Genomic DNA, 24,824 nt, shown 5'->3' on the forward strand with positions numbered 1-24,824 from the left:
TCGACTCCCCGGACGGGTCCGGGGTGCCCCCAACCCGCCCGCGAGGTCACCGGGGCCGCACGCGGTCGGCGCGTGCGGGCAACGGGCAGGTCTTCGGACTCGCGGGCACGCCTGCCGGTCTCCCGGCGGGCACCTACTGGCCGTCGCTTCCCGGGACCGTACGGGCCCAGTGCTCATGACGGCGGTCGTTCCCGCTCACCGCTGCGGGGCAGTCCCGGATTCCCACCGGGTTCCCTCTTACGACGCCTCCCGCCTGGCGGGCGGGGCGAACCAGCTGCCCGCTCAGCGTAGACGGCGCCGCACGGCGGTGACCAGTGCGCACGCGACGGTCGCCGACCCGACCGTCCGGAGGGTTCGCCCCGCTCCTTCCGACGGTCGCTCCCGTCTCGTTCCGCACCGCCCGCCCCTGGTGTTTCGGCCCCCGCGCCGTTGGCAACCCGGTGGGCGCCGCCCCGTCGAGGGGCGGATACGGCACGAGTGCACGAACCCGAGAGAAGCGAAGCAGGAGGGTCAGCGATGACCACGACAACACGCACGGTCCGCGACATCATGACCAGCGGCGCCGACTGTGTACGGACCGACCAGACGGCGGCGGACGCCGCCCGGCTGATGAAGGAGCTGGGCGTGGGCGCGCTGCCCATCTGCGGCAAGGACGACAAACTCAAGGGCGTGGTCACCGACCGTGACCTCGTGGTGAAGGTGTACGGCGCCGACCGGGACCCGGCCGAGTACTCCGCGGGCAGCCTGAGCCAGCACGAGGCCGTCACCATCGGCGCCGACGACAGCCCCGAGGACGTCCTCGCGACCATGGCCCAGCACCGGGTACGCCGGCTGCCCGTGATCGACGGGGACCAGCTCGTCGGCATGGTCGCCGTAGCGGATGTCGCCCGCACCCTGCCCCACCCGGACACGGGCGCACTCGTGGACGCGCTGTCCGCGGACTACTGAGGCGGACAAGGCAGCAAGGGCAGCTCCCGGGGAAGCGGACCGCCAGGGCGGCTCCGGGAAGCCCCCGGTGAAGACGATGAGCGCGAGATGAGCACGATGGGCACGATGCGTGCGATCAGCCAGGACGCCTTCGGCGGGCCCGAGGCGTTGAAGCCGGTGGAGAAGACCAGGCCATCGCCCCTGCCGACCGAGGTGCTGGTGCGGGTGATGGCGGCCGGGGTGAACCCGGTGGACATCAAGACCCGCTCCGGCGACGGCATGGCCGCCGTCCTGGGCGATCCCCCCTTCACCGTCGGCTGGGACGTCTCCGGGATCGTGGAAGAGGTGGGCTTCGGCGTCCACACCCTCCAGCCCGGCGACGAGGTCTACGGGATGCCCTGGTTCCCCCGCGAGGCCGGCGCGTACGCGGAGTATGTGACCGCGCCCTCACGGCAGTTCGCCCGTAAGCCGCAGTCGCTGGACCACGAGCACGCGGCGGGCGTGCCGCTGGCGGCGCTCACCGCCTGGCAGACGGTGGTGGACGCCGCCGCCGTCCAGGAAGGGCAGCGGGTGCTGGTGCACGCCGCCGCCGGGGGAGTGGGCCACTTCGCCGTGCAACTCGCCAAGCACCTGGGCGCACATGTCATCGGCACCGCGCGGGCGCCCAAGCACGCCTGGCTGCGCGAGCTGGGCGCCGACAAGCTCATCGACTACACCTGGGAGCGCTTCGAGGACCTGGTCAGTGAGGTGGATGTCGTCATCGACCTCATCGGCGAGGGCGCCGACCGTACGAGCACCCGCTCCCTGGCGACCCTGCGCGAGAACGGCCTGCTCGTCGCCGTCCCCTCGGGCGTCCCCGGGGAGGTGCGGAGCGCGGCACGGGAGCGCGGCCTGCGCGCCACCGGATTCCTCGTCGAACCGGACGGGCACGCGCTGGCCCGGCTCGCACAGCTCATCGACGACGGCGCGATCCACGTCGAGGTCGAGGACGCGCTTCCGCTGGAGGAGGCCGGCGAGGCCCACCGGCGCAGCGAGACGGGCCGCACCAGGGGCAAACTCGTCCTGCGGGTCGCCTCCTGACGCGGTGTCCGCGAGAGGGCGGCCGGTCAGCCGGTCTGCACGGAGGCCACCCAGTATTCGGTGAAGCGGCCGTCCCGGATCTGGAGGATGTCGTTGCCGAAGAAGACGGCCACGCCGTCCTCCGTCCCGCCGTTCCCGCTCCACCGGCCCGCCACATAGCCGTCGCCCGCGAAGGGCCCGACCTGCACCTCGAAGCGCAGCGAGGTGAACATCCCGTGGGTCCGGGCGATCGTCTCGACCAGCTCGCCGGGGCCGTGGACGTCGTGCTCGGGCCAGTGGCCGACGAAATCCTCGGAGACCAGTTCGCGCGCGGCGTCGGCCGAGCCGTTCCACGCCTCTTCGATCCACCGGCGGTACAGCTCCTTGGCAGCGGCGTCGTCGCTCATACGGTCAGTCAAACACCGGCACCACAGGCGTACAACCGCACCAACCGCTGCCGCCGCCGTGTCCGCCCACGACTCCGCCGGGTGCCCGCCAGGATTTCCGGGCGGCCGGTCAGGCTACCCATGGCCCATGTCCCCCACCCGGGTCGAGGCGACCCTGCCTGAGCTGGCCCCCTTCGTCCGCGCCGTGCAGGCGCGGCGCCCCGACGACGGGACCTGGTGCGAGGCGTGGACAGTCCGCGACGTTCTCGTGCACCAGACGGGCAACGCCGGGGAACTCGCCCGGGTCCTCCGGGCGTTCCACGCGGGGGCGCCCGTGGAGACCAGAGGCTTCGACCGCGAGGAGCCCTACCGGCGGATGTCCGACGCCGAACTCTGGGACGCCTTTCTGAACCGCTGCGAACAGCTCACCGAGGTCACCGAAGCCGCCGTGCAGGACCTGTCACCGGATACGGAGGTGATGTGGACGAGCCGGTCCGTGCGGGTGCCCTCCTTCGCGGAACATATGCGCGAGGAGCTGATCTTGCACCGTTGGGCCCTGACCGGCGACGACCGCACCGCGGTGCGGGCCCTCACCGAGCCGTGGATGACGGAACACAGTGTGTTCTCGGTCGGCCGGCCCCTGCTGCGGAGGGGATACGCCGGACTGGATCTGGGACCCGAAGGACGGGTCGAGGGCCGCCTGCGCACCCCGGGCATGGACGATGTCGTGGTCGCCGCCGACGCCGAGGGCGGCAGTATCCGGCTCGCGGGCCGTCGTCCCGCCGACCCCTCCCGCTGGCACAGCTCCGCCGGCCCGGAGACCTTGCGCAGGGTGCGGGCCCTCCTCAGCGGCTACTGACTGCTCCGGCCGCCGTGAGGCGCGGCTTGACGGGCGAGGCATGACGGGCGAGGCGTGACGCCGGATTCGACCGTGTGGGCCGCTGACCGCTCGGTGCCGTGTCACTCTTTCCGGTGGTTGCCCGGTGCGGACGCGCCAGGGCTCCGTCGTCCCTGCACCGCCCGCGACCCGTGCGAGGAGAGCGATGACCGTGGACAGCGCCGGACAGCGATGGCTGCCCCGCCACCGGGTGGAGGGGCCCGACGGGGCGCCCGCCGTATTCCTCGGGCCCTCCATGGGGACCTCCTCGCGCGTGTGGGACCCGCAGGCGGGCGCACTGGCCCGCACGCACCGTGTCGTGCGCTGGGAACTCCCGGGCCACGGCCGCGACGGGGAGGACAGCGAGGGCGGCAGCGACGGCAGTGGCGGAGGGGGTGGCGGCGAGGGCGGTGGCGGCGGCTCGGAACTGCCGCCGAAGGGCGCGGACGTCGGCTGGCTGGGGGAGGGGGTGCTCTCACTGGCGGACGCGCTGGGCGTCGGGCGGTTCGCCTACGCGGGCATCTCGCTCGGCGGCGCCGTGGGCACCTGGCTCGCCGCCCACCACCCGCGGCGGCTGAACTCGCTGGCGCTGCTGTGCACTTCGGCGCGCTTCGGGCCGCCCGAGGAGTGGTACGAGCGCGCCGCGCTCGTACGTGCCGAGGGCACCGGACCGATGGCCCGCCTCGTGCAGGGCCGCTGGTTCACCCCGCCTTTCGCGGACAGCGACACCGCGCGGACCCTCGTCGAGGACACGCGCACCGCCGACCCGGTGGCCTACGCCCGGCTGTGCGAGGTGCTGGCCGGCTTCGATCTGCGCGCGGAACTCCCCCGCGTCACGGTGCCCACGCTGGTCCTCGCGGGCCGCGAGGACCTCGCGACGCCCGTCACCCATGCCCGGGAACTGGCCGACGGCATCCCCGGCGCCCGACTCGTCGAGATACCTGATGCCGCGCACCTGGCCAACGTCGAGCGCCCCGCCCCCGTACTCGCCGCACTGCGCGCCCACTTGGCCCGGCCGGGGGCGCCGCCGTCGCAGTGAAGGGGCCGGAGGGGCGAAACGGCGCGGGGCTGACGGCCTCAGTGGCGGCGGGCGGTCAGCGCGAAGCGGCGGCAGATGACCGAAAGTGTGCGCAGTACGTCGTCCTCACCCGTCTCGGCGACCTCGACGCCCAGCGGCTCCAGGCGGCGCCGGGCCACCGGCACATGGGGCGGATATCGGCCTCAGCTCAGCTCAGTGCATCGCAGCCCAGCCTCAGCTCAGCTCAGCGCGAGCGCTGCGATGAAGGCCGCGAGCACGCAGACGGGATGGAAGCTGGCCCGGTTGAACAGGGAGAGGGCGGGGCCGGACTCCGGACGCCGCAGCAGGCGCAGCCCCGGCACGACCAGGGTGACGGCCCCCGCCAGCAAGGTGCCCACCAGTCCGGCCGTGCCGAAGGAGCCGACCGTGACCACCGCCAGCGCACCCGCGGACAGCGCCGCGAGGACGAGAAGGGCGAAGGCCAGCACGGCGCTTCGCCGGGGGCCGTGGACGACCGGCACGGTACGGATGCCCAGCGGGGCGTCGTCGGCGAGGTCGGCCAGGTCGTTGGGGATGTTGCGCCCGCCGGTCTCCCAGGCGGCCATCCACAGCGCGAACAGGCCCAGCCGCAGTGGATCGACGCGGTCGGTGAACGCGAACCAGCCCGCCGAGGCCCCCACCGCGACCATCACGCCGCTCAGCACGCACTTGTACGCGGTGACCGTCGCCAGTCGGCAGTACACGGCTTCCAGCAGCGCCGCCACGACGAACAGCAGCACACACACCCAGCTGAGCGCGGCGGCCACCATCAGGGCCACCGCGCTCAGCCCCAGCACCCACGTCAGCGCCACGGCGAACGAGAGCCGCTCACCGGCCAGCGGGTGCCGGGCCCCGGCCCCGTCGAGGTCGGGCGCGACCCGGCCCTCGGGACCGGGCGCCGCCCCGTGGGGGAGGGGTGCCGCGCGGCCGTCGGCGCCTTCCGCGCGGCGGCGGTCCAGGTGCGCATCCAGCAGGTCGTTGGCGGCGAAGACCGCGAAGAACCCGGCGAAGGCCCCGGCCACGGCCATCGCCAGCCGGCCCGGCGCCGGCTCGGTGTCCGCGAGCAGCATCGCGACCAGCGGCTGGGCCACGCTCAACGCGGCCTGTGTGCCCCGCGAGAGCCCGTACAGCGCTTTGACATGCTCGACCGCCGTCGTCACCGGGCCGCCTCCACCGGGCACGAGGAACCTGTACACGGGGAACCTGGACGCGAGGAATCTGGACACGGGGAACCTGGAGAGGACGGGGTGGGCGACGGCGGGGGGAGGGGTGGGGCCGCCGGGCCCGGTACCGTCGCGCCGGAGCCCACGTACTCCCGCGCGAAGACCGCGCCCGTCGGCCCCGGTTCGATGAGCCGCTGGATCCGCTCCCGCTTCAGGCGCAGCGTGAACGGGGCGCCGCCGCTCGCCTCCGGAGCGGACAGATGCAGCAGCCGCAGCAACTGGTCGGAGAACTCCTGTACGCGCCAGGCGTGCGCCAGCCGCCGCCGCGAGTACGTCTCCAGCTCCGCTACGTCCCCGTCCCGGTAGTGGCGGACGAGGGCGTGGGCGAGGTCGGCGGCGTCGGCGACGGCGAGGTTCAAGCCCTTGGCCCCCGAGGGCGTCAGCAGGTGCGCCGCGTCGCCCGCGAGGAACAGCCGCCCGTACCGGAGATGCCGGCCGACGGCGCCGCGCATGCGCAGCACCCCGGCCTCCAGGACCCGGCCGACGCGCGGCAGCGCGTCCCGCGCGCCGGACAGCCGCGCCGCCAGCCGCTCCCGCGCCCGCGCCTCGGGCCACCGGCCGGCCTCGTCACCCGCCGGGACCTGGAGGTAGACGCGGGCGAGCCCGCCGGTGCGCGGCATCACCCCGGCGAACCCGTCCTCGTGCACGGCGTACAGCACGCCCTCGACCTGCCGGTCCACCTCCGTCAGCAGCGTGAGCCAGTCGTAGGGGTAGCGGTGGGTCAGCTCGCCGCGCATGTCCTCGGGCAGGGCGGCGCGGGCGATCCCGTGCCGGCCGTCGCACCCCACCACGTAGTCGCACTCGACGGTCAGCTCCGCGCACTCGATGCGCGCGGCCCCCGCCCCCGTGGCACCGCTCTCCTCCGCTCCCGTCCTCCCGGCTCCCGTTCCCCCTCCCCCGTCCGGTGCGGGGTGGACGGCTGTGGCGGGACAGCCGAAGAACGGGAGCCGTCCCGCCTCCTCCAGCCGCGCGATCAGATCCCGTACGAGGAACTGCTGCGGGTAGACCCAGTGCTGGGCCCCGCCAGTACGCGCGGCGTAGTCGAACCGCAGCCGGTCGCCCTCGCACAGGAACTCGCACCACCCGTGCCGCGTGCCCTCCGCCAGCAGGCGGTCCGCCAGCCCGTGCGCGCGCAGGTACTCCACCACCTGGTGCTCCAACAGCCCGGCGCGCGCCCGCTGTTCGGCCTCGGCGCGCGAGCCGCGCTCCACGACGTACGCGTCGATCCCGGCCGCCAGCAGGACGTTGGCCAGCACCAGCCCGGCCGGTCCCGCGCCGACGATCCCCACCTCAGTACGCACCAGGCGCCGCGTCCCGCTCATCGTTCCGCTCCCCTCCGTGGTCCCGCCGCCCGTCCGGCCCGCGGGGTCTGCGCCGGCATGCCTCCCGGCCGCCGCCTCGTGCTCAGCCGTCGTGCTGTGCCCGGTGGCCGTGCCGCGCTCGGTTGTCGTGGTGCTCAACGGCTCCGGGGCGCCGAGGTGCCGGGCGGGTCGCCACGGCCACGAGACAGCCCGGCGGGGCGAAGCGCGTCCGCAGCCGCACGGGCGCGCCGCAGCGTGCGGCGAGCGCGTACAGCGCGGCGGAGCTGTAGACCTTGCGCAGGCTGATGACGCCGTCGTGCGCGTGTGGCAGGCCGCCGGTGAGGAGCATCAGCGGCGCGGCGGCGAGCAGCAGCGGAGAGCGCCAGCCGTCCACGATCAGCAGGCGCCGGGCCACCCGGGTGCCCTCCCGCAGCAGCGCGGCCACGCCCGCGGGCGGCAGGTGGTGCGCCGATGTGGCGCATACGGCCAGGTCCCAGACCCCGTCCGGCGCGTCGATGTCCGTCGCGTCCAGCACCGCCGTCGTCACCCGGGGGTGGCGCCCGAGGGGCCCCGCGCGAAGCCGCTCGACCACGCGCGGATTGACGTCGCTCACCGTGACCCGCGCGGTCGGGTGGCGGTCGAGGAGCCGCTGTGCGACCCGGCCGTACCCCGCCCCCAGCTCCAGGACGCGCGGGGAGTCCACTCCGTCGAGCTGCGCGAGCGCGTGCCGGACGACGGTGCGGTAGCCCAGCGTCAGGCGCTGGAGGCGGTCGAGGCCGCGCAGCGCCCGGTGGCACTTCTCGCCGCTGTCCGGACGGTCGATGTACTCGGCCCTCCCCGTCTCGAACTTCCGGTCCCACCACGGCGCTTCGGGCCCGCCCCGGGGCATGTCGAACGTCACGGCAGCGGCGTCTTCGCACGCCCGGCACAGGTCGGCGCGGCGGGGCCGGAACCGTCCCCGCTTCCCGTGTCCCCGCTTCCCGCGTCGCCGTCGGCCGCGAGCTGTTCGGCGAGCGCGGCCAGCAGGTCGCGGTCCCGCCCGGCGGGCAGCGCGGACAGCGCGCGATGGCACGCCTCCACCTGCTCCTGGGCCATGCGCAGCGCCTCCCGGAGCGCGCCGGTCTCCTCCACGACCCGGCGCAGACGCGCGTGCCGTACGGACTCGTGCCGTACATGTCCGTGGGGCGGCTGGGGCGCCGGTGCCGGCCCCGCGCATTCGCCCGCCAGCGCGGCCAGCAGCGCCCGGTCCGCCGGGGTGCCCATGCGGTGGGCGAGCAGCAGGGGCAGCGCGGGCCGCTGGTTGCGCAGGTCGCTGTCGAAGGGCTTGTCGTCGGGCTGTGGGCCGCGCCGGTAGGGCAGCAGGTCGTCACGGATCTGGAAGGCGATGCCCAGCGCTTGGCCGTACTGGCTCAGCACCTCGGCCTGCGCCCGGGAGGCACCGCCGAGTACGGCTCCGGCGTGGCAGGCGGCGCGCAGCAGCGACGCACTCTTGAGGCGCACCATCTCCAGATAGCCCGCGACCTCGGTGTCGCCGTTGTCGCCTTCCCCGTCGCCCCCACCTTCCCCACCTTCCCCGTCGTCCCCACCTTCCCCGCCGCCCCCGTCCGCCGGTACCGGGGTGGCGGGCGGGGGGCCGCTGAGGGTCATCTCCAGGACGACACCGGAGGCCGCCTCACGGCCCGCCCGCGCGAGGAGTTCCATGACCTCCACGACGGCCGCGTCCGGCACCCCCCGGCGGCGGCACTCGCCGAGCTGCTGGAAGAGGGAGAAGAAGAGGGAGTCGGCACCCAGGATCGCCTGCGCGGTGCCGAAGCGGTGCCGCACGGAGGCGCGTCCGCGCCGCAGGTCGTCGTGGTCGATGATGTCGTCGTGCACCAGGCTCGCCACGTGCGCCAGTTCGACCCCGACGGCGACGGGCATCACCTGCTCGTAGCGTCCGCCCACCACCCCCGTGGACGTCAGCAGCAGCAGCGGGCGCAGCAGCTTGCCCGAGGGCAGCAGCGCCCAGCGGTGCACGTCCGCCAGCCGATCGTCCCCCGAGGCGGACAGCCAGCGCTCGACCCCCTCCTCGACGGCCGCGCACAACTCGGCAAGCGGGGGTTCAGGTCCTCCCGCAGGGGTGAGCCGCATCGCAATGAACCGCCTTCCGAAGAGCGCGTGGCAGGCGCCGCACCCCGCGCGCGGCTCGCGCGCGGGGACAGCACGTCGAGCAGCATCGACCGGCGGCCCCACGGCCCGGCGGCAGGCGCGCTGAGCGTTAGCCCTTCAGGGTGCCGTGGGCGCCCGTGCGCAGTCCCCCACCAGCGGGGTCGCGAATTCCGCGGATTCCGGGGACAGGCGACCCCGGGGACACGCGCCGGGCCCGGCCGCCCCCGTACCGCCGGGGCCCCGCTCCGCCGTCCCGCCGGCCGGCCTCCCGCCCCGGCGATCTTTTCCGCGCCCTGTCGCGACGGGATCCCGCACGGCCCCGGCACGGCCCCGGCGCGGTCGATCCCGCGCACGACGTGGGGGAAACGCTTGCCGAACCCCCGATGTACGCGGGATTTCCCGACTCCGCGGCCACGATCTGCGGGATTCCGGCATTGACGGGGATGTGAGGCGCTGCCTACCGTCTCGGCCATGATTCCGCGAGCGAGCGCCGACATGATCGATGCGCTGGATCGCCGCATCATCGCGGCGATCCAGCTCAACGGTCGCGCGCCGTGGAGCGCCATCGCCCGCTGGGCGGGAACGAGCGAATCGACGGCACAGCGCCGGTTCAACTCCCTGCGCGAACGGCGGCTGCTGCACGTGGTCGGCACCATCGAGCTGGACCGCACGGGCTCGGGCTCCTCGATGCTCGTACGGGCGCAGGCCCGGCCCGGCAAAGGGCTGGAGCTGGCCGAGCTGCTGGCCGAGCGCCCGGAGGTCCGCTTTCTCGCCCTCGTCACCGGCACGGCCGACCTGATCGTCGACTTCGTCGCCCGGGACAACGAGGAACTGCTGCGCCTGCTCTACACCGATCTGCCGGGCGCACACCTGATCACCAGCACGGAACATGTCGCGGTGATCCGCAATTTCATCTCGGCGGCGCTGTGGGACACCGGCCTGCTCCCGCCGGAGGCGGTGGCCGACCTGCGCCCCGCGCGCACCCTGCCCTACGAGCGGGCGGGCTGGGGCCAGGCGCCGACGCCGCTGACCGCGCTGGAGAGCGCCGTGGTGGACGAACTCGCCAAGGACGGCCGGATGCCCGTCAGCACGCTGGCCAGGACGCTCGGTCGCGGCGAGTCCAGCGTCGCCCGCGCGCTGGAGCGGATGGTCGCCCGGGGCACGCTGCACTTCCGCACCCTGGTCGAGCCCGCGCTGCTGGGCTACGAGGCGGAGTTCATGCTCTGGCTGTCGATCGAGCCCGGCCGTCTGGAGGCGGCCGGACGGCAGCTCGCCGAGCATCCGGGGACGAAGTTCCTGGCCGCCGCCACAGGCCGCTTCAACCTGGTCGGACACATGGTGCTACCGCGCCGTACCGACCTGTTCCGCTACACCGACGACGTGATCGGCGCGCTGCCCGGCCTCGTCGCCTCCGACATCACCCTCCATCTGGTCACCCTCAAGGGCGCGTGGACCCGCATGGACCAGTTCGCCTGACCCCTCTTCACGCACCCCTTCACCCCCCGCATCCTTCGCACCCGCACCTTTCGCATCCTTTGCCCCCTTCGCACCCCCTTCCTCCGGAGAGGTCCCATGCCGACGTCCGACCCTGGTACCCCCGTGCCCGCGCAGTCGCCCACCCCCTCCTGGCAGTGGCCCGAGTCCGTGTGGCGCGGGCATGTCGAGGCCGTGCGCGCCGGGCGCGCGCTCACCCCGGCCCGCTGGCCCGGCGGCGCGCGGGCCGCCGTCGCGCTGTCCTTCGACTCCGACCACGAGACGATCCCGCTGCGCGACGGCGAGACCAGCCCCGGCCGGCTCGCGCAGGGCGAGTACGGCGCGCGGGTCGGCGCCGTACGGATCCGCGAGCTGCTGCGGCGGCGCGAAGTGCCCGCGACCTTCTTCATGCCGGCGGTCTCCGCCCTGCTCCACCCCGACGAGGCACGGGGCTACGCCGAGGACGGGCACGAGGTCGCGGTCCACGGCTGGATACACGAGCGCAACACCCTCCTGGCGGCCGAGGACGAGCGCGACCTGATACGCCGCGCCCTGGACACCCTCACCGAACTCACCGGCAGCCGCCCCACCGGGATCCGCACCCCCTCCTGGGACTTCTCCGACTCCACCCTCGGCACCATCCTCGACCTCGGCTTCGCCTACGACTCCTCACTGATGGCCGACGACGAGCCCTACGAGGTGCTGGCCGACGGCCGCGCGACCGGGCTCGTCGAGATCCCCGTCGACTGGATCCGCGACGACGCGCCGTACTTCACCATGGAGCGCTACAGCTCCGTCCGCCCCCACACCCGCCCCCGCGACGTGCTGGAGATGTGGCGCGACGAATTCGACGAGGCGTACCGGTCCGGCGGCGTCTTCCAGCTCACCCTGCACCCGCACGTGATCGGTCACCGCTCCCGGCTGGTGATCCTGCGGGAGTTGCTGGACCACATCGGCGGCCACCGCGACGTGTGGTGGGCCACCCACGCCCAGCTCGCCGACGCGGCCCGCGCCCAGCTCACCGGCGCCCCGGGGGAGGAGGGACGATGAGATCCGCTGCCTCCCGCACAGCCGCGGCGCCCGCCGTCGCCGCCCCCTCGGCCAAGCTCACCAAGGCGCAGCGCAAGGCGATCGTCGCCGGGACCATCGGCAACACCGTCGAGTGGGTGGACTGGGCGCTCTACTCGATCTTCGCCAAGATCATCGCGGATGTCTTCTTCGCGAAGTCCGAGGGCGCCGTCGCCCTGCTGGCCACCCTCGCGGTCTTCGCCGTCGGCTTCGTGATGCGCCCGATAGGCGCCGCCTTCCTCGGTGCCTACGCCGACCGGCACGGCCGCAAGAAGGGCCTCACCCTGACCATCGCGCTGATGGCGGGCGCCTCCTTCGTCATCGCGCTGACCCCCGGCTACCAGACCATCGGCATCGCCGCGCCCGTCGTACTGCTGCTGGCGCGGCTGGTGCAGGGCTTCTCGGCGGGCGGCGAGTTCGGATCCTCCTCGGCCTTCCTCGTGGAGTCGGCGGCCCCGGGACGGCGCGCCTTCGCCGGGTCCTGGCAGCAGGTCTCGGTCGGCGGCGGAGTGCTCATCGCCTCCCTGCTGGGCACCCTCGTCACCACGCTGCTGAGCGACGAGGCCCTGCACACCTGGGGCTGGCGGGCCGCGTTCGTCGTCGGCGGGCTGCTGGGGCTGCTCGGCCTGTGGCTGCGGGTCTCCGTCGAGGACACCGAGTCCTTCACCAAGGCACGCGGCGAGGGCCGGGCCCGCGCCAACCCCCTCAAGGCGATGTTCACCGAGCACCCGGCGGCGGCACTGCGCGTCGCGGGCATCACCGTCGCCGGCACGCTGACCTACTACATCTGGGTCAACTACCTGCCCACGTACGCCAACCTCGCCACCGGCATCCCCCTCAACCAGGCGCTGCTGTCGCAGACCCTGTGCCTGATCGTCTTCGTCGTGCTGCTGCCCTTCGCCGGGCGGCTCTCGGACCGGGTGGGACGCAAGCCGACGATGGCGGTCTTCGCCGGCGGCTTCGTCCTGCTCTCGTGGCCGCTGCTGCACCTGATGGGCGACAGCTTCCTGAGCGTCTTCCTCGTCCAGCTCGTCGGCATGCTGCTGATCCTCGGATACTCCGCGAACTGCGCGGTCATCATGGCCGAGCAGTTCCCGCCCGAGGTACGCGCCACCGGCATCGCCCTGCCCTACGCGCTGGCCGTCGCCCTCTTCGGCGGCACCGCGCCCTACCTCACCACCTGGCTCAACGAGGCCGGACTGCGCGACTGGCTGTGGCTGTATGTCGCGGCCTCCTCGCTGATCTCCCTCGTGGTCTATCTGACGATGCCCGAGACCAAGGACAAGGAGTTCGACTGATGGCGCCAACCGGATCGGCGAAGGGCACTGGCGCGGACACCGCCGCGACGGCGGGCACGACGCGGACCGCCGCGAGCGCGCCGCACGTCCTGGTCACCGGCGCGGCACGCGGCATCGGCCGGGCCGTGGCCGGGGAATTCGACCACGCCCTCGCCCAGCGGGGGCCGGGCGGCGGGGTGCTGTCGCTGGTGGACCGGGACGGCGAACGGCTGGCGGGGACGGCACGCGAACTCGCCGAAGCGGGCCCGCGCCCAGGGGAGGGCGGCACCGTCATCGCCACCGACAGCGTGGACCTGTCCGGCGCCGAGGGCCCGGCCGGCGCGATCGCCCGCGCCTGGCGAGCCCGCGGCCCGGTCGATGTCCTGGTCAACGCGGCCGGGGCCTACCCGTCGATCGACATGCTGGAGGTCACGGCCGAGGACTGGGACCGGCTCTTCGCACTCAACACCCGGGCCCCCGTGCTCGCCACGGCCGAACTCGCCCGCCTGGCCGTGGCGTCGGGGCGCGGCGCCTCGGTCGTCAACATCTCCTCCGGCGCCGCGCTGCGGGCCCGCCCCGGCGGCGGCCCCTACGCCGCGACCAAGGCGGCGCTTGAGACGGCCACCCGCGCGGCGGCCCTCGAACTCGGCCCGCACGGCATCCGCGTCAACGCCGTCAGCCCCGGCTTCGTCGCCGTGGACAGCGACGTCAATCCCGTCGCGCCGGAGTACGCGGCGGCCGTCTCCGCCAACCCTCTGGGCCGCCCCGGCACCCCCGCCGACATCGCCCGCGCCGTCCGCTGGATCGCGGGCCCCGAGGCCGCGTGGATCACCGGCGAGGTCCTGCGCGTTGACGGCGGCTCCAGCACCGGCGCGAGCCACCTGCCGAGGCTGTGGCCCCCACGGGCGGCGGCCGAACACCCCGCCGCCGCCACGTCCGACGGGGACGCACCCGCCCCCGGCTGACCCCGGCCGGTCACTTCGCGTACGCCGGACAGCCGTCCGGTCCCGGTCCCGGTCCCGTCAGGACCCGTCCGGCCCCGCCCGACGGCGGTCGCGCCGCCCAAGCCCGCCTGCGTACGGCGCCGGGCCCGCGCGCTCCCCGTAGGCGTGTACCGACCAACGTGCCGCCAAAAGCGGCTGCTTGACGGCGCGTCACCTGGATACGCGCCGTCCGCCGGGGCACCCGCCGTGTATGCGCCGATCCCGGCGGGCCCGGGGCCCGGGGCCCGGGGCGGCGAGCGCCGGGCCCCAGGGCGGCGGCACTCCACGTGCACGTGCCGTCCGGCCCGCCCGTGCCACCCCCGGGCGGCGCGAGCAGCCGGCCCGTACCCCTCGCGAGCAGCCCGCTCGCATCCGTACACCAACCGCGCATTCGGGCCCCGCGGCGGCCCCCCCCCGGGGCGGCGCCCCGGCCCCCGTGGCATCCAGATCCCGCAGGATTCAGAAAGGCAGGACCTTCATATGACCGCCGACGACACCTCTGACGTCATCACCGTGGTCGGGGGTGGCGCCATCGGTGGCACCCTCGCCCACGCGCTGGCCAGCGGCGGGCATCCCGTCACCCTCATCGACAGCGATCCGGCACACGTCGCCGCCATCCGCGCACACGGGCTGCGGGTGCTGCGCCCCGACGGCAGCACCGAAACGGTGAACGTGGCAGCCCGCACCCCCGAGGAGTTCGACGGACCGCCGCCGCGCCGAGTGCTGCTCGCCGTCAAGGCACAGGCCACCGAGGCGGCGATCGGCTGGATCGCGCCGCGCCTGGCGGCGGACGGGTTCGTGGTCTCCGTGCAGAACGGCTTCAACGAGCCGCTGATCGCCGAGCACATCGGCGCGGAGCGCACCGTCGCCGCGTTCGTGAACATCTTCGCCGATGTCGAGAGCCCCGGCGTCATCCGCGACGGCGGCCCCGGCGCGCTCGTGCTCGGTGAGGTGGGCGGCGCCCCGGCCGGCGAGCGGGTCCGGGAACTGGTCGAGGCCCTCCACCCCGGCACCGGGGCCGTGGCCGGCGACAACGTCGAGGGGTATCTGTGGGCCAAGGCGGGCTTCGGCGCGATGCTCGCGGCGACCGCGCTCGCCGACGCGCCGATGGCCGACCTGATCGACCGGCACCGTCCGGCGATGTTCGCGGTGGCCCGTGAGGTCTTCGACGTCGCCGACGCGCTCGGCGTCCGACTGGAGCCCTTCGACGCCTTCGAGGCCCCCGCCTTCCGCGCTGACGCCGGTACCGGCAGCGGGAATGAGGCGCGGGCCGAGGCCGTCGCCCGCCTCACCGCCTGGCTGCGCACCCAGCCCAAGGACCGCAGCGGCATCTGGCGCGACCTGGCCGTCCGCCACCGCCCCGTCGAGGTCACCACCCACTACGAGACCGTCTTCGCGGAGGCCGCCAGGACCGGGGTGCCGACCCCCGTACTGCGTGAAGTGATAGCCGGACTGCGGGAGTTGGAGGGGCACCCCGAGGCCATGGCCGAATCCCGGCTCGACGCACTCGACCACCTCGCACAGGGCGGCGCACACAAAGCACCGGCTCTCCCCACGGACGCGGCCCTCCCCACCGCCGCTCTCCTCACCGAGGAGCAGGCCCGCGAGGTGCACGCCTGGCTGGCGGCGCACCAGGAGGACATGGTCGCCGACCTCGCCGCCTACACCGGGCTGGAGAGCCCCAGCGACGACCCCGCCGCGCTGGAGGTCTGCCTCACCTGGCTGCGCGGCTGGCTCGATGACGCGCTCGGCGCCCCGCAGGAGGAGAAACTGCTGCCCAGGGACGGCGCGGGCGACATCCTCGTGCGCCGGTACGCGGCCACCGGGCCGGGAGCGGGGGAGCGGGACGCCGAACCGCAGGAGGCGCAGCCGCCGTTGCTGCTGCTGTGCCACTACGACACCGTCTGGCCCGGCGGCACCCTCGCCGCATGGCCCTTCACCCGCGACGGCGACATGATCACCGGGCCCGGCGTCTTCGACATGAAGTCCGGGCTGGTGCAACTGGTGTGGGCGCTGCGCGCCCTGGACGCGCTCGGACTGCCGCGCCCCGCCTGCACGTTGCTGCTGAACGGCGACGAGGAGACCGGCAGCCTGGCCTCCAGCGAGGAGATCATCGCCGAGGCCCGCCGCTCCCGCGCGGCACTCGTCTTCGAGGCGAGCGCCGACGGCGCGGTCAAGACGGCGCGCAAGGGCGTCGGCCTCTTCCGGCTGACCGTCCACGGCGAGGAGGCACACGCCGGACTCGACCCCACGGCGGGCGCGAGCGCGGTCCACGAGGCCGCGCACCAGACCCTGCGGCTGGCCGCGCTCGCCGACCACGACGCGGGCACCAGCGTCAACGTCGGTGTCCTGCACGGCGGGACGCGCAGCAACGTCACGGCGGGCGAGGCCGTCGCCGACCTCGACGTACGGGTCGCCCAGTCCGGCGAACAGCGCCGCATCGCCGACGAACTCGCCGCGCTGGAGCCCGCGCTGCCGGGCACGCGCCTGGCGCTGACGGGCGACTGGAACCGCCCCGTCTTCGAGCGGACCCCGGACGTGGCGGCCCTCTACGACCTGGCCCGCCGCTGTGCCGCGCCCCTCGGGCTCGACCTGCGCGAGGCTTCGGTCGGCGGCGCCAGCGACGGCAACTTCGCCCAGTCGGCGGGCACTCCCGTACTCGACGGCCTCGGCGCCGTCGGCGGCGGCGCCCACGCCCGCTCCGAACACGCCACCGTCTCCGGCATGGTCACCCGCTCGGCGCTCACCGCCGCGCTGCTCGCCGCGTTCGCCGCGCCGTGCGCTGACTGACGCCGGGCGTTGACCGATCGGACGGCAAGTGTGTCCGCCACCCTCCCGTCGGCGCGGTGGCGGACCACACCTGCCGTCCTGGCGACGGCGCTCGCTCACCCGGGGCGGCTTTCCCTTGCCGAGCCGCTCCGGGCAAGGCCGGTAACCGCCGGGCGGGGCGGGTCAGTTGTCTTTGACAGGGGCGGACTCGGCTCCGTCGCAAGCGGTAGCTTTCACTTTGAGCGGCCATGGCCCTTGGGCTTTATCTTCGCCCATGCCTTGGCCATTTTGCTGGTGCGGTCCGGGTTGGGAGCGGCGGCATTTTGCTGCGGACGCGGGGTCCTTGCCAGGAGCGCGCGGGCCTCATTGCTCAGGGCGGCCTGGGGCAACGAATCGGTCAGGTGCCTGGGGTCGCTCAGCTTGGGGTCCGGATAGAGGCTGTACTTGTCCTTGGGAGCGGGCTGTTCGCGCGCTGCGGGCCCGGTGCTCGTGTCAGGGGACTGCGTGTTCGCTTGCGCCGGGTTCTGCTCGGCGGGAGCGGGCCGTGGATTCATGCCGGGTGGCCCGAGCACGGGGGAATCCGGGCCGGGGGCATAACGGGCGAACATTGGAGCGTCAGGCCCGACTGTGGGTGAATGGTCCTCGGCCACTGGGGAGGGGGAAGCCGCTCTGGAATTATCGACTTCCTGGGAAGCACCCGGGATTCTCAACCGGCTCAGTTCGGGTCGTTCGCGGTTCAGCCTGGCTTGGTTGCCCGACTTTGCCACCATCTTGTATTCATCATCAGAAGAATACGGGTCATCAGAATAATTCGTGTCATCAGGGGGAGGGGCGGTCATCGTCTTCCACTGTCCTTTCTGCGGTGGCCCGGCGTGGGAAGGGGATACACCAGGCCCCTGTCATGCGGCTGTTGTGCCCGTGTGTCCAGCGACACCTCTCGCCGACGACTACGAAAGACAACAGTCATCGGTTCAACTTTGTCCGGGCCCGGACCACCCTCGGGCCCGCCGGACCACCCCCGGGTCCGTTTGAGAGCATGACGGCCATGAAGCCTCCCGAGCGCAGGCCCGAGGCCGTGATCACCACGGAGCGGCTGGTCCTCAGACCGCTGACCGCCGACTACCTGGACCTCTTCGTCGAGCTGCAATCCGACCCGCTCGTCCACCGGTTCACCCCCGCATACACCCGCGAGCAGGCGCGGGAGCGCATCGCGGACATCGAGGGGCAATGGGCCACGCGCGGGCACGGCCTGTGCGCCGTCGAACTCAAGGCGACGGGGGAGTTCCTGGGCCGCTGCGGGCTCAACTACTGGGCGGAGTTCGACGAGGTGGAGGCGGGCTGGACCCTCCGGCCGGCCGCCTGGGGGCACGGCTACGCCACCGAGGCGGCCCGCGCCGTGGTCGAGTGGGGGCTCGCCCGCCTCGATGTCCCGTACCTCACCGCGATGATCGACCCTGTCAACACCGCTTCGGCCCGCGTCGCCGGGCGGCTCGGCTTCGCCCCCTCCCGGCAGGACACCTTCCTCGGCCACGAGATAACGGTGTTCGCCCGGCCCCGCGACCGCCACCGTGGCTAGGCCGGGCCCGCTGCCCCGAGGCCGGGGCAGCCAGGAAGCAGGGGCCGGAACCCTGCTGCGGCTGCGCGGGGTCAGCAGGGCCTACGGGCAGCTCCAGGCGCTGCACCCGCTGGACCTGGATGTGGACCGGGGCACGTGCACCGTGCTGTTCGGACACAACGGGTCGGGCAAGTCCACGCTGCTGCGCATCGCCGCCGGGCGCGATATGCCCAGTACCGGGCGGGTGTTGTTCGACGGAAGGCCCATCGACGAGGACGACCCGGAGGTGCGGGCCCGTGTCGCCGTCGCGGGCGACACGGTCGCCTTCTATCCGGACCTGACCGTGCGCGACCACCTCGAACTGATCGCTGTGGCCCACGACATCGCCGGTGCCGACGCGTGGATCGGCCAGGTGCTGGCCGACCGGGGCCTGAGCGCGCATGCCCACCACCTGCCCTCGGCGCTCTCGTCCGGGCAGATCCAGGCCCTGACGCTCGCCGCCGCGCTCGTGCGCCCCCGCGACCTGCTCCTCCTCGACGAGCCCGAACAGCGCCTCGACCCGGGCGCACGTGGACGCCTCGTCCACCTGCTGAACGGCGAGAAGGACGACGGCGTGGCCGTGCTGCTCGCCACCCACCAGGCCGAACTCGTCCACGCGGTGGCCGACCACGTCGTCGTCCTGGAGGACGGCGAGGTCGTCGCGGCGGGGGAGCCCGCCGCGGTCCTCGACCCGCACGGCGGCCTGGCGTGACCGCGCCGGACGAGACGTCGAGGAGAGCGCTGCTCACCGACGCGAGGGCCAGGACCGACAGCGAGTACGACAGCGAGTACGACGGCGAGGACGACGGCGCGGGCTGGACCCCCGACCTCGACCGGACGCCCGAGACGCTGCGCCGGCTGCGCGAGCTGCGCCGGGACCACCGGGGCAGGCGCAATCGCGAACTCGGCGTCCTGGCCTACACCCTGTTCCTGCTCGTCCTCGGCTACGGCAGCACACTCGGCTACCGCTTCGCCCGGCAGCTCGAATATGCCGCGGCGCAGGGCGACACCGCCGAGGCGCTGCGCCGCGCGCTGCCCACCGCTCTCGTGCTCGCGGCCTTCGCCTTCGCACTGGCCGCCGCGCGCGACGCGCTGTGGCGCGGCCCGGTGATCGTGCCGCGCCCCGCACTGGCCTGGCTGCTGGATCAGCCGGTGGACCGGGCCAGGGTGCTGCGTCCGGCCTTCCGGCTCACCGCCGCTCTCGCGCTGACCGCCGGTGTGCTGGGCGCCGAAGGCGGGGCCGCACTGCTGTGGCTGGCCGGACTGGCGCCGCTGGGCGAGGCGCTCGCGCTCTGCCTGCCCGCCGGGGTCTGCCTGCCGCTGCTCGCGGTCTCCCTGGGCCTCCACGTGGAACGGCGCCCCCAACAGGCTCACCTCGTACGGAGGTTGACGCCGTACGCGGTGCTGCTGCTGGCGGCGCTCGCGGCAGCGGCGGCGTGGGCCGCAACCGGAGGGCGGTCGGGCGTGCCGGAGGCATGCCTTCTGTGGTCCGGGCCCTGGGGCTGGGCCGTGGTGCCCGTCGTGCACGCGGTGCGCGTACCGGCGAGCGGCACGGCCGGGGCCTGGCCGGTGGCGGTCGTGCTCCTGGCCTCCTGCACGCTCGCGGCGCTCTGGCACGCCCACCGCGGTGCGGCGAGCGTCCCCTCCCGGCTGCTGCGGGCCAGGGCCGCGACCGCGGCGACGGTCGCCTCCGTGCTGTGGTCGGCCGAGCTGCGCGCGGCCCGGCTCGCGGTCTCCGAGGCGCTGGGCGGACAGGGGAGCCGGTCCGGGCGCTTGCGACTGCCGATGCCCCGCAACCGGCGCCTGGTGGTGGTGTGGCGCGATGCGGCAGCCCTCCTCCGGTCGCCCGGCAGGCTGGGCGGCGCGGCGCTGTGGACGGCGGCGGGCGCGGGCCTGGCCGGGCTCGCCGCCTCGCTCCACTCGCCGGTCAGCCGCACCGTGCTGCTGGCCGCCGCGCTGCTGTTCGGCTACCTCGGGGTCGGCAAGCTGGCGGAACCGGCCCGGCTGGAGGCCGACGACCTGCGGCGCTCGTCCTGGTCGTCGTTCCGCTTCGCGACGCTGATGCTGCACCACGCGCTCGTACCGGCACTGGCGGGCGGTCTGCTCGCGCTGCTGGCGGCTGTTCCGTTCGCGCTCAACGGCGGGACGCGCGCGCTGGCACTGATGCCGCTGTGCGCCCTGACGTTCGCCGCCGCGGCCGTTCTCGCCGCGGTGCGCGGCCCGGTCCGTACCGAGTTGCTGTTCCTCGGTGTCCCGACGCCGTTCGGCGACCCCAGCGTGGTCGTCTTCGTGCTCTGGTACGCCGGGCCCGCGCTGGTCTCGGTCACCGGCTTGACGCTCGCGCTGGGCGGCACTCTGGGGCCGGGCTCCGCTGCCGGCGTGTCCGGGTATGCCCTCGCCCTGCTGCTGGCGCTCCCGGCCGGAATGCTGCCGGTCGCCCGCCGGCTGTCCGGAAAGCTGCACGCGGCGGGACGTTGAGGGGCGGCCGGGACAGCGAGCGGCGGCGAGGCCGCGCTGAAGAGCGCGGCTGCGACGGCCGAGGGCGGGGGGCCCGCTTTACGCCGTCGCGGGCCCGGCCGCCTCCTGCGGCGGCTCGGGGAGGATCTGCCGCAGCAGACCGCGCGGATGGCCGCGCCGTCGCCACTCGCGCGGGTAGCCGATCGAGACCTCCTCGAAGCGGACACCGTCGTAGTGGGTGGTGCGGGGGATGTGCAGATGGCCGTAGACCGAGGCAGCCACGTTGTAGCGCGTGTGCCAGTCGGCCGTCTGCTCGGTGCCGCACCACTGCGCGAACTCCGGGTACCACAGCACCGAGGTCGGCTCCCGCACCAGCGGCCAGTGGCTCACCAGCACCAGCGGCGTCTGCGGGTCGTGCTCCTCCAGCCGCCGCCGCGTCCCGGCCACCCGGGCCGCGCACCAGGCGTCGATGGTGGGGTACGGGTCGGGGTGCAGCAGATACTCGTCCGAGCACACGACCCCCGCGTCGTAGGCGCGGGCCAGAGACTCCTCCTTCGTCGCCGTGCCGGCCACCCGGAACGTGTAGTCGTACAGCACGAACACCGGGGCGACGGCCACCGGCCCGCCCGCTCCCCGCCACACCGGATACGGGTCCTCGGGGGTGACGACCCCGAGCCGGCGGCACAGCTCCACCAGGTGTGTGTAGCGCGCCGTGCCGCGCAGTTGGAGGGGGTCTTGCCGGGGCGTCCACAGTTCGTGGTTCCCCGGCGTCCAGATCACGCGGGCGAACCGGCTCGCGAGCAGCCGCAGGGCCCACTCCACCTCGTCGGCCACCTCCGCCACGTCCCCGGCGACGATCAGCCAGTCCTCGTCCGAGGAGGGGCGGAGCGACTCGACGAGGGGGCGGTTGTCCGCCATCCCCACGTGCAGATCGCTCACCGCGAGAAGCCGGCCCCGGCCGGCAGCCCCGGAACCGTCGGGAGTCCCGGAGGCCCTGGGTGCGCCGGACGTGTCGGGTGCGCCGGGTGTGCCGGGTGTCATCGCGGGGTCCTCCTCCGGTCGTCCGGCCGACGATACCCGTAGCCAACCGGCTCGTGCCGGTGGGTACTTGCACCCCCTCTCTCTGGTGAACCGGCGCATCGGGCCTGCGGAGGAGGGCAGCGCGAGGGGGCCTGCCGAGCATCTCGGGCCGGATGAGCTGTGGGGGCTGCTTCATCGGGTGCTTTCGGAGACGGTTGTCCGACGACCGCGGGGCGCGGGGCGGTGGTGGTCGGTGTCACGGGGTTCCGGTGAGACGGTGGCGCGTCGTGTCCGGGAGTGCACGTCCCGCGCGATGGGGTGAGTCTGCCTTCGGCTCAGGCCGTCGGGACGGCTCTGGAACCTGCCCGTTGCCGCGCCGGGCGCCACCCCGATCGCCGGGTGACCACGCGGCACCGCGAGGTCGAGGGGGCAGGGGTGCCGTGCCCTGCCCCCGGAGGCCGGAAGCCGGAAGTGCTGGCCGGGCTGGTGGTCGGCGCCCGGCCCATGTCGCGCGCGTCAGTGCGGCCGGGGCGGCTGGAGTGCCTCAAATGTTGAGGCAGACGTTCTTTCTCTGGACGTGACCCATGAGCGCCTCCCGGCCTTTGAGACTCCCGTAGCCGCCGCGGCCGAAGCCGCCGAACGGGACTTCCGCGCCTCCGATGATGGATTGATTGGCAACGATATGTCCGGCCCGCACGCTGTTCGCGGCCCGCAGCATCCGCCCGAGGTCGCGGGTGAAGACGCTGCACATCAAGCCACTGTGGCCGGCGCCGTTGGCGAGTTCGATCGCTTCGCTCTCCTCGCTGAATTTCATGACCGCCATCACCGGCCCGAAGACTTCCTCAGTGGCCACGCGCATATGTGGTTCGACGTCACGGAGCACTGTGGGCCTGAGGAAGGAACCCTCGCCCGGAAGCCGGGTACCGCCCGTGACGTTCTTCGCCCCGGCCCGCGTCGCGTCCTCGACGATGCCCAGCACCCGGTCGAGCTGTGCCTCGCTGTCCAACGGCCCCATGTACGGCTTGAATTCGCCGTCTCCGCTCTCCATTCCGGGGCCGACCGTCAGACTCTCCGCCAAGGCGGCCGACCGGTCGAGGAGTTCTTCGTGGCGGGACTCGTGCACAATGATGCGGTACATGCCGCAGCAGAATTGCCCGGCATTCAGGTACGTTCCCATTCGCGCTTCGGCGACGAAGTCGTCGAGATCCGCGTCCTCGTGGACGATGGTCGGGGATGTACCTCCCACCTCCACGATGCTGGGAATGATTGTTCTGGATGTGTCGGCAAGGACCGCGCTGGCCCCGTCGGCCTGTCCGATGAACACCAGGTGATCGATGTCCGGGTGCCGGGCGAGAGCGGCCCCCGCATCGGCACGCCTCCCGCAGAATATGTTGACCGCGCCGTCGGGGAACCCGGCCTTCTGCGCGGCGAGTGCCAGCCAGGAGACGGAGATGGGAGCCATTTCGGAGGTCTTCATGACGCATGCGTTCCCAGCCGCCAGGGCAACCGCAAGCGTGCGCGACGGAATGTACACCGGGTAATGGCAGGGAATGAACTGCGCCGAGACACCGAACGGTTTGTACACCGTGAAATCGAAGCGGGTGCCGTCGCAGGGAACGGAACGCCCTTCCAACGACTCGGCCATGGATCCGAAATACTCGAAGAGGCGGACAGCCATTCGCACTTCCGCCTCGGCTTCGAACAGCGGCTTCCCCTGCTCCAGGGTGATGGTGCGCTTCACTTCATCGATGTTGTCGGCGAGGTACTCGCCCATCGCGCGGACCATTCGGCCGCGCTCCATCGGATGAATGTCGGCCAGCGCGCCGGACCGGTGCACCCGCCGCGCCGCGGCGACCGCTCGGCCGACGTCGTCCGCGTCCGCAAGGGCGTGCTCCGCCAAGGGGCCGCCCGTGCTGGGGTCCTCCACCGTGATCCGGCCCGCGCCGCCGTTACAGAATGCTCCGTCGATGAAGTTCGGCCAGTACGACTGGATGACTCCGCCGCTCATCAAGCCCCCTCTCCTCTCCCCGTCTCCCTTTCGCCCACGCGCCCGTTCACCCGAAGTAACTTTCCAGAGTGCCCTCACGCCTGGTGTCCAAGGTGGTGCAATGAAACCCGCCCGCGAACATGCGCGCATGACGAAGCTTCAGCGGCGCGACCTCCATACCGTGCTCTTCGAGGAGCCTGATCAGCGGCAGTTGGTCACGGTCCACGACGACGAGTTCGGGGCTGATGCTGAAGAGGTTCATATCGATCCAGCTGCTTCCGATGGCGTTCGACAGGTAGTCGCTGTCGAATCGATCGGCGCCGACCATCGGCGGACTGTAGATGATCTCCCAGTCGTCGAAGATCGACGGGAGCATTTCCCGCTTGACCCGCTCCGGGTTGCACAGCAGCAATCCAGGACGCAGCGCCACCACCGAGGTGTCGATATGGCTGCCCTGGTAGTCGATCCTGCAGACGTGGACCTTGAACTCGTCTCCCAGGACGGTCTGGAGCCATTGCGCGCCCAACTCGTTGCCGGTCGAACTGATCAAGTAGAGCAGATCGCGCCCGAAGCGCAGAACATTGGCGGCGTCAAAGACCGGCTCGTGATTCTTCGGAGCGGGGTGTGCGTGATCGACATCGAAGAGGCTGTCCAGCAGCATGGGCTTCGGGGCGCTGTACCATTTGGCGCCCGCTCTGAGGTACTCCACCATGATCTTTCGATAGCTGTACGACTCCAGCAGGCGCCCACGGATGGTGTTGGGCGTCTCGATGATCTGATCTCCCACGACCAGGAAGATGTCCCGTGGACAGTAGTTGTAGAAGCCTTTCGTCGACCAGAACGGCGTGGTGACCTCCTGGTCGTGCGGCCAGGTGTCGGGCCTCTTGACGACGATGCCGAGACCTTCGAAATGCTGGACTGTCGCCGCGAGATCTTCCTCGGCTTCCTCGACGATCCGCGCCGGGATCGCGCCGGTCGGGATCTGATCGGATGGCAGATGGGCGTACTCGGCGGCGTGCGAACTCTTGTCGAGATGAGGAAAGCGCGCATTGAGGGGATTTCCGACGATGACCTCCTTCAGTGGATCCCACTCGTTGCAGCTCCATACGCCTGAGGTGGTGTCCTCCTTCCGGCTCGGCCCGGAGGCGGCCCAGGACGCTTCAGCGTCGGCTACGTTCTTCATCGGCTTTGCTCCTACTGACCAGAGGGCTTGCGCGT

Annotated in this window: 21 protein-coding genes and 1 riboswitch; of the genes, 12 read left to right on the top strand and 9 right to left on the bottom strand. The window is 73.1% G+C overall.

The genetic code is table 11. The features are described from left to right. Window positions 1-67: 67 nt before the first annotated feature. Window positions 68-290: riboswitch (cobalamin riboswitch) on the bottom strand. 226 nt (window positions 291-516) lie between these two features. After that, entirely contained in the window at window positions 517-948 is a 432-nt protein-coding gene (locus ABD339_RS11020; RefSeq protein ID WP_344564736.1) for a CBS domain-containing protein, read from the top strand. An 87-nt stretch (window positions 949-1,035) separates the two neighbouring features. Next, on the top strand, window positions 1,036-2,007 hold the full coding sequence (locus tag ABD339_RS11025; RefSeq protein ID WP_344564737.1) for an NADP-dependent oxidoreductase: 972 nt from the start codon (window positions 1,036-1,038) through the stop codon (window positions 2,005-2,007). A 26-nt stretch (window positions 2,008-2,033) separates the two neighbouring features. Here the strand turns inward: ABD339_RS11025 and ABD339_RS11030 are convergent, their stop codons facing one another. Further along, a complete protein-coding gene (locus ABD339_RS11030) occupies window positions 2,034-2,393 on the bottom strand; it encodes an ester cyclase (RefSeq protein WP_344564738.1) in 360 nt (119 codons plus the stop codon). 127 nt (window positions 2,394-2,520) lie between these two features. Between ABD339_RS11030 and ABD339_RS11035 the strand changes: the two genes are divergently transcribed. Beyond that, window positions 2,521-3,231, top strand: a complete 711-nt coding sequence (locus ABD339_RS11035) for a maleylpyruvate isomerase N-terminal domain-containing protein (RefSeq protein WP_344564739.1) — start codon at window positions 2,521-2,523, stop codon at window positions 3,229-3,231. 184 nt (window positions 3,232-3,415) lie between these two features. Then, entirely contained in the window at window positions 3,416-4,288 is an 873-nt protein-coding gene (locus ABD339_RS11040; RefSeq protein ID WP_344564741.1) for an alpha/beta fold hydrolase, read from the top strand. A gap of 218 nt (window positions 4,289-4,506) precedes the next feature. Here ABD339_RS11040 and ABD339_RS11045 read toward each other — a convergent pair whose 3' ends face one another. From ABD339_RS11045 to ABD339_RS11060, 4 genes are all read right to left on the bottom strand, one after another. Then, window positions 4,507-5,466 (bottom strand): UbiA family prenyltransferase, encoded by a 960-nt coding sequence (locus ABD339_RS11045; protein WP_344564743.1) that lies wholly within the window; start codon window positions 5,464-5,466, stop codon window positions 4,507-4,509. Beyond that, window positions 5,463-6,851, bottom strand: coding sequence for a 4-hydroxybenzoate 3-monooxygenase (locus ABD339_RS11050; RefSeq protein WP_344564745.1), 1,389 nt, complete (start codon window positions 6,849-6,851; stop codon window positions 5,463-5,465). The genes ABD339_RS11045 and ABD339_RS11050 overlap by 4 nt, the downstream gene beginning before the upstream one ends. Window positions 6,852-6,933: 82 nt before the next feature. Continuing rightward, window positions 6,934-7,731 carry a class I SAM-dependent methyltransferase gene (locus ABD339_RS11055; protein ID WP_344564748.1) on the bottom strand — a complete coding sequence of 266 codons (798 nt, stop codon included), beginning with the start codon at window positions 7,729-7,731 and terminating at the stop codon, window positions 6,934-6,936. Further along, window positions 7,728-8,960: a polyprenyl synthetase family protein gene (locus tag ABD339_RS11060; RefSeq protein WP_344564752.1), complete on the bottom strand. Its 1,233-nt coding sequence runs from the start codon at window positions 8,958-8,960 to the stop codon at window positions 7,728-7,730. Before ABD339_RS11060 ends, ABD339_RS11055 begins: the two co-directional genes overlap by 4 nt. A 513-nt stretch (window positions 8,961-9,473) precedes the next feature. On the opposite strand from ABD339_RS11060, the gene ABD339_RS11065 reads away from it, so the two are divergent. The 5 genes from ABD339_RS11065 (at window position 9,474) to ABD339_RS11085 (ending at window position 16,569) form a co-directional block, all read left to right on the top strand. After that, window positions 9,474-10,454 (top strand): Lrp/AsnC family transcriptional regulator, encoded by a 981-nt coding sequence (locus tag ABD339_RS11065; protein WP_344565063.1) that lies wholly within the window; start codon window positions 9,474-9,476, stop codon window positions 10,452-10,454. 96 nt (window positions 10,455-10,550) lie between these two features. Beyond that, complete coding sequence (locus tag ABD339_RS11070; RefSeq protein WP_344564754.1) at window positions 10,551-11,501, top strand: polysaccharide deacetylase family protein; 951 nt, start codon at window positions 10,551-10,553, stop codon at window positions 11,499-11,501. Then, window positions 11,498-12,817 (top strand): MFS transporter, encoded by a 1,320-nt coding sequence (locus tag ABD339_RS11075; RefSeq protein WP_344564756.1) that lies wholly within the window; start codon window positions 11,498-11,500, stop codon window positions 12,815-12,817. The genes ABD339_RS11070 and ABD339_RS11075 overlap by 4 nt, the downstream gene beginning before the upstream one ends. Further along, window positions 12,817-13,761 carry an SDR family NAD(P)-dependent oxidoreductase gene (locus ABD339_RS11080; RefSeq protein WP_344564757.1) on the top strand — a complete coding sequence of 315 codons (945 nt, stop codon included), beginning with the start codon at window positions 12,817-12,819 and terminating at the stop codon, window positions 13,759-13,761. The genes ABD339_RS11075 and ABD339_RS11080 overlap by 1 nt, the downstream gene beginning before the upstream one ends. 498 nt (window positions 13,762-14,259) lie before the next feature. Next, complete coding sequence (locus ABD339_RS11085) at window positions 14,260-16,569, top strand: 2-dehydropantoate 2-reductase (RefSeq protein ID WP_344564759.1); 2,310 nt, start codon at window positions 14,260-14,262, stop codon at window positions 16,567-16,569. 212 nt (window positions 16,570-16,781) lie between these two features. On the opposite strand, the gene ABD339_RS11090 is transcribed toward ABD339_RS11085, so the two are convergent. Beyond that, window positions 16,782-17,387, bottom strand: a complete 606-nt coding sequence (locus tag ABD339_RS11090) for a hypothetical protein (RefSeq protein WP_344564760.1) — start codon at window positions 17,385-17,387, stop codon at window positions 16,782-16,784. A gap of 206 nt (window positions 17,388-17,593) precedes the next feature. Between ABD339_RS11090 and ABD339_RS11095 the strand changes: the two genes are divergently transcribed. The 3 genes from ABD339_RS11095 to ABD339_RS11105 are packed head-to-tail and all read left to right on the top strand — an operon-like array spanning window position 17,594 to window position 20,620. After that, on the top strand, window positions 17,594-18,124 hold the full coding sequence (locus ABD339_RS11095; RefSeq protein WP_344564762.1) for a GNAT family N-acetyltransferase: 531 nt from the start codon (window positions 17,594-17,596) through the stop codon (window positions 18,122-18,124). Continuing rightward, entirely contained in the window at window positions 18,117-18,854 is a 738-nt protein-coding gene (locus ABD339_RS11100; protein ID WP_344564764.1) for an ATP-binding cassette domain-containing protein, read from the top strand. Before ABD339_RS11095 ends, ABD339_RS11100 begins: the two co-directional genes overlap by 8 nt. Continuing rightward, window positions 18,851-20,620, top strand: coding sequence for a hypothetical protein (locus ABD339_RS11105; protein WP_344564766.1), 1,770 nt, complete (start codon window positions 18,851-18,853; stop codon window positions 20,618-20,620). The genes ABD339_RS11100 and ABD339_RS11105 overlap by 4 nt, the downstream gene beginning before the upstream one ends. Window positions 20,621-20,698: 78 nt before the next feature. On the opposite strand, the gene ABD339_RS11110 is transcribed toward ABD339_RS11105, so the two are convergent. The 3 genes from ABD339_RS11110 to ABD339_RS11120 all read right to left on the bottom strand — a co-directional run bounded on the left by ABD339_RS11110 (window position 20,699) and on the right by ABD339_RS11120 (window position 24,789). Next, window positions 20,699-21,640 carry a metallophosphoesterase family protein gene (locus ABD339_RS11110; RefSeq protein WP_344564768.1) on the bottom strand — a complete coding sequence of 314 codons (942 nt, stop codon included), beginning with the start codon at window positions 21,638-21,640 and terminating at the stop codon, window positions 20,699-20,701. A 523-nt stretch (window positions 21,641-22,163) separates the two neighbouring features. After that, window positions 22,164-23,627, bottom strand: coding sequence for an aldehyde dehydrogenase family protein (locus tag ABD339_RS11115; RefSeq protein ID WP_344564770.1), 1,464 nt, complete (start codon window positions 23,625-23,627; stop codon window positions 22,164-22,166). 46 nt (window positions 23,628-23,673) lie between these two features. Then, the gene (locus tag ABD339_RS11120; protein ID WP_344564772.1) at window positions 23,674-24,789 is read right to left on the bottom strand and encodes an inosamine-phosphate amidinotransferase 1; all 1,116 of its coding nucleotides are present in this window, start codon (window positions 24,787-24,789) and stop codon (window positions 23,674-23,676) included. Window positions 24,790-24,824 lie beyond the last annotated feature (35 nt).

Source organism: Streptomyces axinellae, from assembly GCF_039532135.1.
GTDB classification, from domain to species: domain Bacteria; phylum Actinomycetota; class Actinomycetes; order Streptomycetales; family Streptomycetaceae; genus Streptomyces; species Streptomyces axinellae.

What these genes read in the sequence shown, in the direction of transcription:
- ABD339_RS11035 (WP_344564739.1), top strand. Translation starts at nt 2,521, where the DNA reads ATGTCCCCCACCCGGGTCGAGGCGACCCTGCCTGAGCTGGCCCCCTTC.
- ABD339_RS11095 (WP_344564762.1), top strand. Translation starts at nt 17,594, where the DNA reads ATGAAGCCTCCCGAGCGCAGGCCCGAGGCCGTGATCACCACGGAGCGG.
- ABD339_RS11075 (WP_344564756.1), top strand. Translation starts at nt 11,498, where the DNA reads ATGAGATCCGCTGCCTCCCGCACAGCCGCGGCGCCCGCCGTCGCCGCC.
- ABD339_RS11080 (WP_344564757.1), top strand. Translation starts at nt 12,817, where the DNA reads ATGGCGCCAACCGGATCGGCGAAGGGCACTGGCGCGGACACCGCCGCG.
- ABD339_RS11110 (WP_344564768.1), bottom strand. Translation starts at nt 21,640, where the DNA reads ATGACACCCGGCACACCCGGCGCACCCGACACGTCCGGCGCACCCAGG.
- ABD339_RS11065 (WP_344565063.1), top strand. Translation starts at nt 9,474, where the DNA reads ATGATCGATGCGCTGGATCGCCGCATCATCGCGGCGATCCAGCTCAAC.
- ABD339_RS11070 (WP_344564754.1), top strand. Translation starts at nt 10,551, where the DNA reads ATGCCGACGTCCGACCCTGGTACCCCCGTGCCCGCGCAGTCGCCCACC.
- ABD339_RS11020 (WP_344564736.1), top strand. Translation starts at nt 517, where the DNA reads ATGACCACGACAACACGCACGGTCCGCGACATCATGACCAGCGGCGCC.
- ABD339_RS11120 (WP_344564772.1), bottom strand. Translation starts at nt 24,789, where the DNA reads ATGAAGAACGTAGCCGACGCTGAAGCGTCCTGGGCCGCCTCCGGGCCG.
- ABD339_RS11025 (WP_344564737.1), top strand. Translation starts at nt 1,036, where the DNA reads ATGAGCACGATGGGCACGATGCGTGCGATCAGCCAGGACGCCTTCGGC.
- ABD339_RS11050 (WP_344564745.1), bottom strand. Translation starts at nt 6,851, where the DNA reads ATGAGCGGGACGCGGCGCCTGGTGCGTACTGAGGTGGGGATCGTCGGC.
- ABD339_RS11090 (WP_344564760.1), bottom strand. Translation starts at nt 17,387, where the DNA reads ATGACCGCCCCTCCCCCTGATGACACGAATTATTCTGATGACCCGTAT.
- ABD339_RS11085 (WP_344564759.1), top strand. Translation starts at nt 14,260, where the DNA reads ATGACCGCCGACGACACCTCTGACGTCATCACCGTGGTCGGGGGTGGC.
- ABD339_RS11115 (WP_344564770.1), bottom strand. Translation starts at nt 23,627, where the DNA reads ATGAGCGGCGGAGTCATCCAGTCGTACTGGCCGAACTTCATCGACGGA.
- ABD339_RS11040 (WP_344564741.1), top strand. Translation starts at nt 3,416, where the DNA reads ATGACCGTGGACAGCGCCGGACAGCGATGGCTGCCCCGCCACCGGGTG.
- ABD339_RS11060 (WP_344564752.1), bottom strand. Translation starts at nt 8,960, where the DNA reads ATGCGGCTCACCCCTGCGGGAGGACCTGAACCCCCGCTTGCCGAGTTG.
- ABD339_RS11030 (WP_344564738.1), bottom strand. Translation starts at nt 2,393, where the DNA reads ATGAGCGACGACGCCGCTGCCAAGGAGCTGTACCGCCGGTGGATCGAA.